This window comes from Methylobacterium sp. J-059 (assembly GCF_022829485.1).
In the GTDB taxonomy this organism is placed as follows: Bacteria; Pseudomonadota; Alphaproteobacteria; order Rhizobiales; family Beijerinckiaceae; genus Methylobacterium.
Genome location: NZ_JAKSYA010000005.1, coordinates 1 through 8,008, shown reverse-complemented (window position 1 = coordinate 8,008; position 8,008 = coordinate 1). Strand labels below are relative to the sequence as shown.

The 8,008-nt window shown below is 62.4% G+C and carries 10 protein-coding genes and 3 pseudogenes; 10 read left to right on the top strand and 3 right to left on the bottom strand.

All coding sequences use genetic code 11. From position 1 onward, the window contains the following. Positions 1-130, top strand: a pseudogene (locus MKK55_RS00090) (IS5/IS1182 family transposase); the annotation flags it as partial. Between the two features lie 6 nt (positions 131-136). Here the strand turns inward: MKK55_RS00090 and MKK55_RS00085 are convergent. Continuing rightward, positions 137-346 (bottom strand): annotated as a pseudogene (locus tag MKK55_RS00085) (PAS domain S-box protein); the annotation flags it as partial. Positions 347-482: 136 nt separating this feature from the next. Between MKK55_RS00085 and MKK55_RS29275 the strand changes: the two are divergent. The 3 genes from MKK55_RS29275 (at position 483) to MKK55_RS00070 (ending at position 1,764) form a co-directional block, all read left to right on the top strand. Further along, positions 483-755, top strand: a complete 273-nt coding sequence (locus MKK55_RS29275) for a DUF6894 family protein (protein WP_243932660.1) — start codon at positions 483-485, stop codon at positions 753-755. A gap of 355 nt (positions 756-1,110) precedes the next feature. Next, positions 1,111-1,500 (top strand): hypothetical protein, encoded by a 390-nt coding sequence (locus MKK55_RS00075; protein WP_243932659.1) that lies wholly within the window; start codon positions 1,111-1,113, stop codon positions 1,498-1,500. Between the two features lie 36 nt (positions 1,501-1,536). Continuing rightward, entirely contained in the window at positions 1,537-1,764 is a 228-nt protein-coding gene (locus MKK55_RS00070) for a hypothetical protein (RefSeq protein WP_243932658.1), read from the top strand. A gap of 356 nt (positions 1,765-2,120) precedes the next feature. Here MKK55_RS00070 and MKK55_RS00065 read toward each other — a convergent pair whose 3' ends face one another. After that, complete coding sequence (locus MKK55_RS00065; RefSeq protein ID WP_409565989.1) at positions 2,121-2,684, bottom strand: MucR family transcriptional regulator; 564 nt, start codon at positions 2,682-2,684, stop codon at positions 2,121-2,123. A 336-nt stretch (positions 2,685-3,020) separates the two neighbouring features. Between MKK55_RS00065 and MKK55_RS00060 the strand changes: the two genes are divergently transcribed. Further along, complete coding sequence (locus MKK55_RS00060; RefSeq protein ID WP_243932657.1) at positions 3,021-3,458, top strand: MucR family transcriptional regulator; 438 nt, start codon at positions 3,021-3,023, stop codon at positions 3,456-3,458. A gap of 343 nt (positions 3,459-3,801) precedes the next feature. Beyond that, a complete protein-coding gene (locus tag MKK55_RS00055) occupies positions 3,802-4,029 on the top strand; it encodes a hypothetical protein (protein ID WP_243932655.1) in 228 nt (75 codons plus the stop codon). A 262-nt stretch (positions 4,030-4,291) separates the two neighbouring features. Here MKK55_RS00055 and MKK55_RS00050 read toward each other — a convergent pair whose 3' ends face one another. Further along, positions 4,292-4,474: a hypothetical protein gene (locus MKK55_RS00050; RefSeq protein ID WP_243932653.1), complete on the bottom strand. Its 183-nt coding sequence runs from the start codon at positions 4,472-4,474 to the stop codon at positions 4,292-4,294. Positions 4,475-4,857: 383 nt separating this feature from the next. Here MKK55_RS00050 and MKK55_RS00045 point away from each other — a divergent pair. From MKK55_RS00045 to MKK55_RS00030, 4 genes and pseudogenes are all read left to right on the top strand, one after another. Then, positions 4,858-5,627 (top strand): annotated as a pseudogene (locus MKK55_RS00045) (IS5 family transposase). Between the two features lie 198 nt (positions 5,628-5,825). Then, on the top strand, positions 5,826-7,310 hold the full coding sequence (locus tag MKK55_RS00040) for a PAS domain S-box protein (protein WP_243932650.1): 1,485 nt from the start codon (positions 5,826-5,828) through the stop codon (positions 7,308-7,310). A 162-nt stretch (positions 7,311-7,472) separates the two neighbouring features. Then, entirely contained in the window at positions 7,473-7,655 is a 183-nt protein-coding gene (locus MKK55_RS00035; protein WP_243932648.1) for a hypothetical protein, read from the top strand. 109 nt (positions 7,656-7,764) lie between these two features. After that, positions 7,765-8,008 (top strand): GlsB/YeaQ/YmgE family stress response membrane protein (locus tag MKK55_RS00030; RefSeq protein WP_243932646.1); only part of this gene is annotated, 244 nt, incomplete at its 3' end.

Genomic DNA, 8,008 nt, shown 5'->3' with positions numbered 1-8,008 from the left:
CACCCATGCCTGGTTCAACCGTTTCCGACGCCTGCCCGTACGCTACGAGCGCCGCGCCGACATCTACGAGGCCTTCACCAACCTCGCCGCCAGTCTCATCACCCTCAACCAAATCAGGCGGTTCTGTTAGGCGCTCTAAGGTGTGATGCTGGCCCTGGATCTCGGCCAAGCTGTAACCCATGGCGTCGAGAAAGTTGGGATTAGCGGCCAGGATGATCCCGTCCAGCCGGAACTCGATGATCGCTTGGGACAAGCCGACCGCCTCCAGGGTTGCTCTAGCGTTGTTATTGCCTATTGCGAACACGGCTCGGCCTATCAATTGATAAGATCGAAGGCAATTGATCATAAATTGGTTAAAGGCAGTTAAACAGCCCCCAATCGACAATCACTTGTCCGAGATCGGGGACGATTTGTGAAATAGAAGACAGTCAGCGCCAACGCTCAGGATTGCATAACCGCAGGTTGTATTTGCCTGCAGCTTTATGCCGATCCGCCCTTCGGATGGTCCGATTGACCGGGCTCGCTACTTCTTCGACATTCACGACGGCGCCCATCAGCGCGACGACGCGGGCACCGAATGTGCCGATCAGCAAGGCGCTGCGCTTGAAGCCAAGCGCTTGCTTTCTGCCATTGCCGTTGACGAGGTCCCCAAGGATGCCGAGCGGCAGACGATCACGGTCGTCGTAACGGACGAGGAGGGGCACGCCGTCTACTCGGCCGCCCTCACCTTCGTCGGGACATGGTTGCTTCGGTAGGCCCTTGGCCGTCACCTGCGCCACCCGTCAAGAAGCGCACCGCGTGCTGGCTCATCCAGATCACCTTACAGGGAAAGGGGGCAACCGTCTGCCTTTGCACCCAGGTGCATGCCCCTAGGCCCCTTTCGGAGGCGGTAGCAGATACCGATTTAATACAATCTTTGGTTGTGATATGCCCTGGTGGCTCCTCCCCTAGAGCTTTGGATCTGACTTCGGCGCGCCCTTACCCGGCGCGCCTTTTTCGTTGATGGGCCTAGCGGGAACTTACTCAGAGCAATAATGTTTTGCTCTGCACCCAGATCGGCCAGGTAGCGCGGTCGATAAATTCGCTATTTTAGCAGCGGTAACTTGGCTCATGCCGAACAGAGCTTATAACGATACCGCCGCTCAATTAGCTATTAAACAAACCTATGCCCGTATTGGTCGGACTCAAGCTTCGATCAACGCTTCCCTCAGCGCAATGGCTACGTCTAGGGAGACAATCAGTTCTGCTCGCGCAATGCTTGATAAGATATCTGCGCGATCTCTCGGTGACAGCGCCCCTTCATCAGGAGCAGATCTTTTATCAACGATGGACGACGAAGCCATCAGCGAGATGGTTGGAGATTTTAGTACAGCATACCTAGAGGCTCGCGATACGAGAGACGAGACCGGGGCTGATGTTATTCAAAACGCGTTGAAAATTATTGCGCGCTACCTTGCTAAAGAGCTTGGCCCTAAGGAGGCCGGGGTGGTTATGAATTGATTTGGCATTTGGGTTACTTAAATTTATAAGGACTGAATGACGCACCCCAGAGGCGATCCCACCTTATTGCGTGAGAGCTTGGAGCGTATCGCACGTGCGCTGGATCAGCCCGTGTCCGCTCTTTACGATGCAGACGTTCAGACGGCCCATGAGGCTGAAACGCTCGCGCTTGTGAAAGCCTTTGAACGCATCCCCGATAGTCAAGCTCGCGCCCGGTGCATCACCTTCGTCACGACGGAAGCGGATCGCACCCTGAGCAATTGAACCTGCACCGGCTAGGTAAGCTTGCTACCAGATACGGAAATTTGCGCGGCAGCTCCATCGCCAGCCTCGTGCACGTCGGTCAACCCAACCTGTTCCAGGGTGGCGCACAACACGGCACGGATCAAAGGCACATCGTCCACGACGAGCACGGGCAGCGATCGTGGCGTTGTCACACCATCTCCTACAGCGACCTCGGTTCGGCCCCGCTCCGATCTGCTCACGGAACGGGGGAACCCCGGATCTCACCAGAGGGGCCGATACGCAATTTAGCCCGGACGTGGGATGCGGCTCCTCCGGTTAGAAGCACGTCACCATGGCGGGCGCCGCGGTGTGCCGGAACGGGTCGCTGAGCGGCCTCAAGCCGTCTCGGCAACCTTCTTCCGGCCGCGAGCCTTCGGAACTGCCTCAGGGGCATTTACGGGCGTCTCTACAGCCTTGGGCTTCCGGCCGCGGGTCTTTGGCGCTTCGGAGACCGTCTCGCCGGCGGCGGCGGCCTTGGGAGACGCCTTGCGCCGCTGCTGACCAAGGCCGAGGGAGCGGGCTAGTTCTGACCGCTGGGCGGAGTAGGTGGCCGAGGTCGAAGGGTAGTCCGCTGGGAGGCCGTAGCGCGCCCGGTAGCCCTCAATCGTCAGGCCGTGCCCGGTCAGGTGCCGCTTCAGGGTCTTATACTTCTTCCCGTCGATGAAGGAGATGAGCGCGTCCGGAGTGACGGACTTCTTCACTTGCGCGGGCGTCGGCTTCTCCGGGCCTACGGGCTCGGTGGAGGTTCCGTTGGCAAGACCCGCCAAGGACGCGTGTACGGAAGCGATCACGTTCGGCAGCTCGGATACCGGCACGTTGTTGTTCGACACGTATGCCGCGACGAGGTCGGCAGCGAGTTCCATGAAGTTGGTAGATTGAGCTTCGGGTTGTTCGTCCACGGTCGTTCCTTCCATGAAGAGGATCTCTCGCTCTACCGCCTAGCGCCGGTGGTCAAGCCGCATTTACGAACAACACACTGCCGAGCGCTGCAACACGCATAGGGATTGGTTACTGCGCCTCGATGTTGGTTTCAATGAAGGTAGAGACGCTTCGGACCGCTTGATCGGCCGCGCTCACCCTCACGGGACGCCCCGGCTCACCTCCTCACCAAGTCCAGTCTTCCAAGCATGCGCCTAGCTCAAAGCAGGATCGCACGGACGTGTGTGTGACATACCTTGATTTGGCATGAATGGTGATAGATCTCACGCCGGTAGCGTACTCACAGGACAACCTCAGTGATAAAAGAAAACCAGGGACAGAGCCCCGAAACGCTCGCGCTGGCCAGCGAAATCGTTGCAGCCTACGTTGCGAACAACTCCATCCCGGTCCCTGAGCTTCCGAAGCTGATTGGAAGCGTGCATGCGGCTCTGTTGGGCCTCTACAACGGCTCAGGTTCCGTAGGCACGGACTCCCCGGCCGAAGAGGTCGAGAAGCCAACCTCCGCCCAAATCAAAAAGTCGATTACACCAGACGCGCTTACGAGCTTCGTTGATGGCAAGCGGTACAAGACCCTGAAGCGCCATCTCAGCAAACACGGTCTCGACCCGCATTCCTACCGAGCGAAGTTTGGTCTCCCGGCAGACTACCCGATGGTGTCGCCCTCGTACTCTGAGGCGCGCTCTGCTCTCGCGAAGAACATTGGGCTCGGCCGGCCTGGGCGGGCGGTCGCCTAAGGATCTACAGAAGCCCGCCGCGATCAGCGGCGGGTTGGGTGCACGGTGCCTGCTGTCGCCCGCCTCTGGCCGCCGGCTGTCGACATGACGAGGCTGGGATTGCCGCTGCCCCCGCGTACCGGGACACAGCGCACCTTCACAAGATCCTGATGAAGATCGCGGGGAAGCTTGCCGCTGTCGGGGTGCGGGTCGGCCGCCGCGAGGGCTGCTTCCGCATCGTGGAGGCGAAGCCGGCCACACGCTCCCGTGATACGGGTGACACGGTTCAGTAACCAGATCGCCACACGCCCATCATCATGCAGCGGTAGACACCTCCGCTCCTGCGATGAACCGGAGCATGTGCATGGTACTCGCCGACCTCGACAAGCGTGCCGAGCTGACCGTCTGGCCGTCCAGCGGGCCGGCTCATACTGCACGCGGGCAGGCGTTCTCCACACTGCGCGAAGCCCTCGTAGCTGCGGCCGAAACCATCCAGGCCAACGACGCACAGCCTTGGATCATCACCGAGGACGGCGACATCCTCTCGCCACGTTGGATCCGGGCAAACACCGATCCGCACCGGCTACAGTAAGATGGCAAAAGACAGGCCGTAGGCCGATGCCGACAGTTCCTGCTCCCCGCGTCACCGACCTTCACGCGATCACCCGGCCTGAGGATTCATGGGCGCGGTACAGGGAACTGTCCCGTACCGGCCTGTCATCGCATGCTCTCTGTGCTGGGCGGCCTGTCTGCATTCGCGACCGCCGCGGCGCGCGAGTGTCGAGAGACGTGCGCTGAAACAGGCATTACCCAATCCGCAGCATCGGTCCTAATCGTCGTCTTGCTTCAGGCCGCTAAGCGTCGCGATCTGCGCAGGCCATGGCCAACTCAGCCTGCACCTCCTCAAGCTGGGCATGCATCTCGCCGGCATCGACCGCCGTCTCGATCAGGAGTTCCTGCGCCTCGGCGCGGGCTGCGCGCAATTCCGCTTTCTGTGTCGCGAGCGCCAGGACCAGAGCCGTCGTGTCGTCGCTCATCTCGACCTCATCGTCACCGCGTTCGCCATGTCGAACACCTGTCTGCGGCTACCGCATGGCTCGGCCGGCTCTACCTGGCTCTGCGTGTTCTCGGAACGCTGCGTAACAGGCTCGCGGAGAGCGGCGCGGATACCGAGGACCGGAGCGCGTAGCTCACGGTCGGCTGACGCCCAGACGCCTCGGGTGTCGTCCACAAGGACGGCTGCTTTCGGGGATCGCTGGCGGAGTGTCCGCTTCAGGGCGAAGCGTCAGGGTCTGCTCTCCACCCTTCACAGACCCTCAGAAGGCCCGCTTGCAGGCGCCTTGATGCAGACCTAGGGCCTGTCGTCGTCTGAACGGATTGGCTTGGCTAGCGTTTTCGTTTCTCTGATGCAGGAGGGACGATGCTGAGCGACGCCCAGTGGTCTGAACTGGAGCCTTTGGTCGAGGCCTGCCGGCCCAAGGCCAAGACGCCCCCACAGGATCTCAGGCGCACACTCTCAGCCATCCTCTGGCGGCATCAGAACGGGGCCAAGTGGCGGGCCATTCCAGAGGATCTGGGGCCGTGGTGACGCGCCGCGCAGATCTTCATCCGCTGGTCGCGTGCTGGCGTCTGGGAGCGGCTGCTCGGCCTCGTGCAAGAGCAGGGCGTCCAGCTTGGTATGGTGTTCCTCGATGGCACCAACGTGCGGGCGCACCAAAAGGCGGCAGGGGCTGCCAAAAGGGGGGATTTGGGGCCGAGCGAGACGCTTGTGAAGCGCTTGGCCGCTCACGTGGCGGCGATAGTTCCAAGGCTTGCGTGATCGCCGACGGGCAGGGTCGCGCCATCGCCTTCCGGCTGGCACCCGGTCAGGCTCATGAACTGCCTCACGCCGTCCCCCTGCTCGACCAACTGACGGGCGTGCCCAAGTGGGTCGTCGGGGACCGCGGCTACACCAGTCACGCCTTTCGCCAGCACATCTGGAACATGGGCGCGCGACCGGCGATCCCACCCCAGCGCCACGAGGCGCCCGTGGCGTGCCCAGACTGGATCTACAACAACCGCAGTCAGGTCGAGCGCCTCTGGGCTAGGCTCAAGGAGTGGCGTGCCATCGCCACCCGCTACGAGAAAACCGCCGCCAGCTTCATGGGCGTCCTCTCCCTCGCTGCAGCTCTCGATTGGCTCAAGCGATGACACGCCCTAGTCGACGAGCCGGCCATACTGGCGCGTCGTCAAGTGCTCGCCCGGTCGGCTGCGGCTCGGGAACAGCCAGTCGCTGGACCGCAGCTCCCGCAGCTTCAGTCAAGCCGCACCCTCGCCTGTTTGCGAACTCAATTCATTGAGGGTCATTCAGCGCGCTCGAACGTTGGCGCTCCAAATGGAGATACGCCGATGATCGACGAAACGCGTCACACACAGATGCGGCAGATCGTGGCCGGCTTGTCCGAAGGCGTGATCCTGATTGAGCCGGATCAAACGATTATCTACGCGAACGCTGCCGCCGTAGCGATGCATGGGGTCACAGACGCCAGCGACCTCGGAGCAACCGTCTCCGAGTACCGCTCGAATTTCACGCTGCACTACCGCAACCACCGGGAGATCGGTCCGCTGCAGCACCCCCTCGACCGGGTGCTCGCCGGCGAGGTGTTCCGGGACGTCGTGGTGGAGTTGGTGCCGACCCGGGATCCATTACACAGGTGGATGCACCGCATTCGTAGCTTGGTGACCACCGATGTGGATGGCGCGCCGACGGGTCTTGCCCTGGTGATGCAGGATGTGAGCGAGCGCTATCAAGCTGAGGCCCGATTCGAGCGCATGTTCAACGCCAACCCGGCCCCGGCGATCATCTGCCGGATCGCCGACCTGCGCTTCGTGCGGGTCAACCACGGCTTCCTCGACTTGACCGGCTACCATCGTGACGACGTGCTTGGGCGGACCTTCTGCGAGATCGATCTTCTGCGCGAGGCCGAGCGGCGCGAGATGGCGATCCATCGCCTGCACGCGGGTCACACCATTCCGCAGATGGAAGCGCAACTCGCCACCCCTTGCGGGAATGGGCGCTATGTCATCGTGGCCGGGCACGCCATCGAGATGCCGGGGCCGGGCGGCATCGAGCCATGCATGCTGTTCACCTTCGCCGACCTGGAGGATCGCCGGAAGGCCGAGATGTCATTGCGCCATAGCGAGGAGCGCTTTGCCAAGGCGTTCGACCTCTCACCAGTGCCGAGCGCGCTGATGAGTGCGGACGGTTTGGAGATCACCAGCGTCAACCAGGCCTTCGTCACCACGTTCGGGCATGCCCCCGAGGCCGCGGATGGCCAAGCGCTCACGGACCTCGCGCTCTGGGGCGATCGCGCCGAGCAGCGCAAGTTCTCGCGCGATCTCAAGCGACTCGGCAGCGTCCGAGGTTTCGAGGCCGTGTTGCAGGATGCGGAAGGCGCCGAGATCGACTGCCTCATCTCGGCCGAGCGGGTGATCATCAACAACGAGGCCTGCGTACTGTGTGTCCTGCAGGACATCACCGCCCGCAAGCGCTCGGAACGCGAACTGATCACCGCGATCGAGGCGGTGATGGCCGACGCGTCGTGGTTCAGCCATGGGGTGATCGACAAGCTGGCGACCCTACGCAACCCGACCCGTTCCGGCCGGCCGTCGGCCGGGATCGAGAACCTGACGATCCGGGAGCGGGACATGCTCACGCGGATCTGTCAGGGGGCCACCGACCAGGAGATCGGGGCCGAGCTGAAGCTGTCGCCGAACACGGTGCGCAATCACGTCTCAGCGCTCTATCGCAAGCTCGGGGTCAACCGCCGCAGCGCCGTTGTGGTGTGGGCGCAGGAGCGTGGGATCGGCCCGAACACCCGGCACCTACGCTGAGGCGGGGGAAAACCGTGACGGAACTACCAAGTCGGCTTGGTGCAAATGTACTTTATGTAAATCGGCGGAACTTCGAGTAGAATACCTTATTACGCAGTGGTAGCTCTGCTCATGCGGGCATCTCGGAAGATCATCCCCCTGGGTTGATATGAGGAGATCCGCGTGGCCGGGCGTCGGAAGGTGCTCTCTCCCGACCACACCCGGGCACTGATCAAGGAAGCCATCGGCATCATCGAGGGCGACCACGCGATACAGGTGGAAGCCGCGGCGGAGATCGTCGCCATCGAAGCTGCTTACAACGCGTCGAACCCCAAGCCGAGACCGAAGCGCACGAACCGCAGGTGATGCCGGGTCGTGAGCGAACACGAGGGTCGCAACCACGGCGTCCGCTTGCCGTCGGCGAGCCCGCAGCCGCAACCCCCCCGACCAACCCCTTAGGAAGTGGAACTGGACCATGTCGCTCCTCGCCTGGATCTTGCTCGGCCTGATCGCTGGCTTCATCGGCAGCAAGATCGTCAACAACACCGGCCAGGGGCTCGTCGTCGACATCCTGCTCGGCATCGTCGGCGCCGTCGTCGGCGGCTTCCTGTTCAACCAGTTCGGCCAGCCCGGGGTGTCCGGGGTGAACCTTTACAGCCTGCTCGTCGCCATCGTCGGCGCCGTGGTGGTGCTGTGGCTCTACCACGCCTTGGTCGGCC

Bases quoted from the DNA above. Each gene is read 5' to 3' on its own strand.
- MKK55_RS29275 (WP_243932660.1), top strand. From the start codon at position 483: ATGCCGATCCGCCCTTCGGATGGTCCGATTGACCGGGCTCGCTACTTC.
- MKK55_RS00075 (WP_243932659.1), top strand. From the start codon at position 1,111: ATGCCGAACAGAGCTTATAACGATACCGCCGCTCAATTAGCTATTAAA.
- MKK55_RS00070 (WP_243932658.1), top strand. From the start codon at position 1,537: ATGACGCACCCCAGAGGCGATCCCACCTTATTGCGTGAGAGCTTGGAG.
- MKK55_RS00055 (WP_243932655.1), top strand. From the start codon at position 3,802: ATGGTACTCGCCGACCTCGACAAGCGTGCCGAGCTGACCGTCTGGCCG.
- MKK55_RS00050 (WP_243932653.1), bottom strand. From the start codon at position 4,474: ATGAGCGACGACACGACGGCTCTGGTCCTGGCGCTCGCGACACAGAAA.
- MKK55_RS00040 (WP_243932650.1), top strand. From the start codon at position 5,826: ATGATCGACGAAACGCGTCACACACAGATGCGGCAGATCGTGGCCGGC.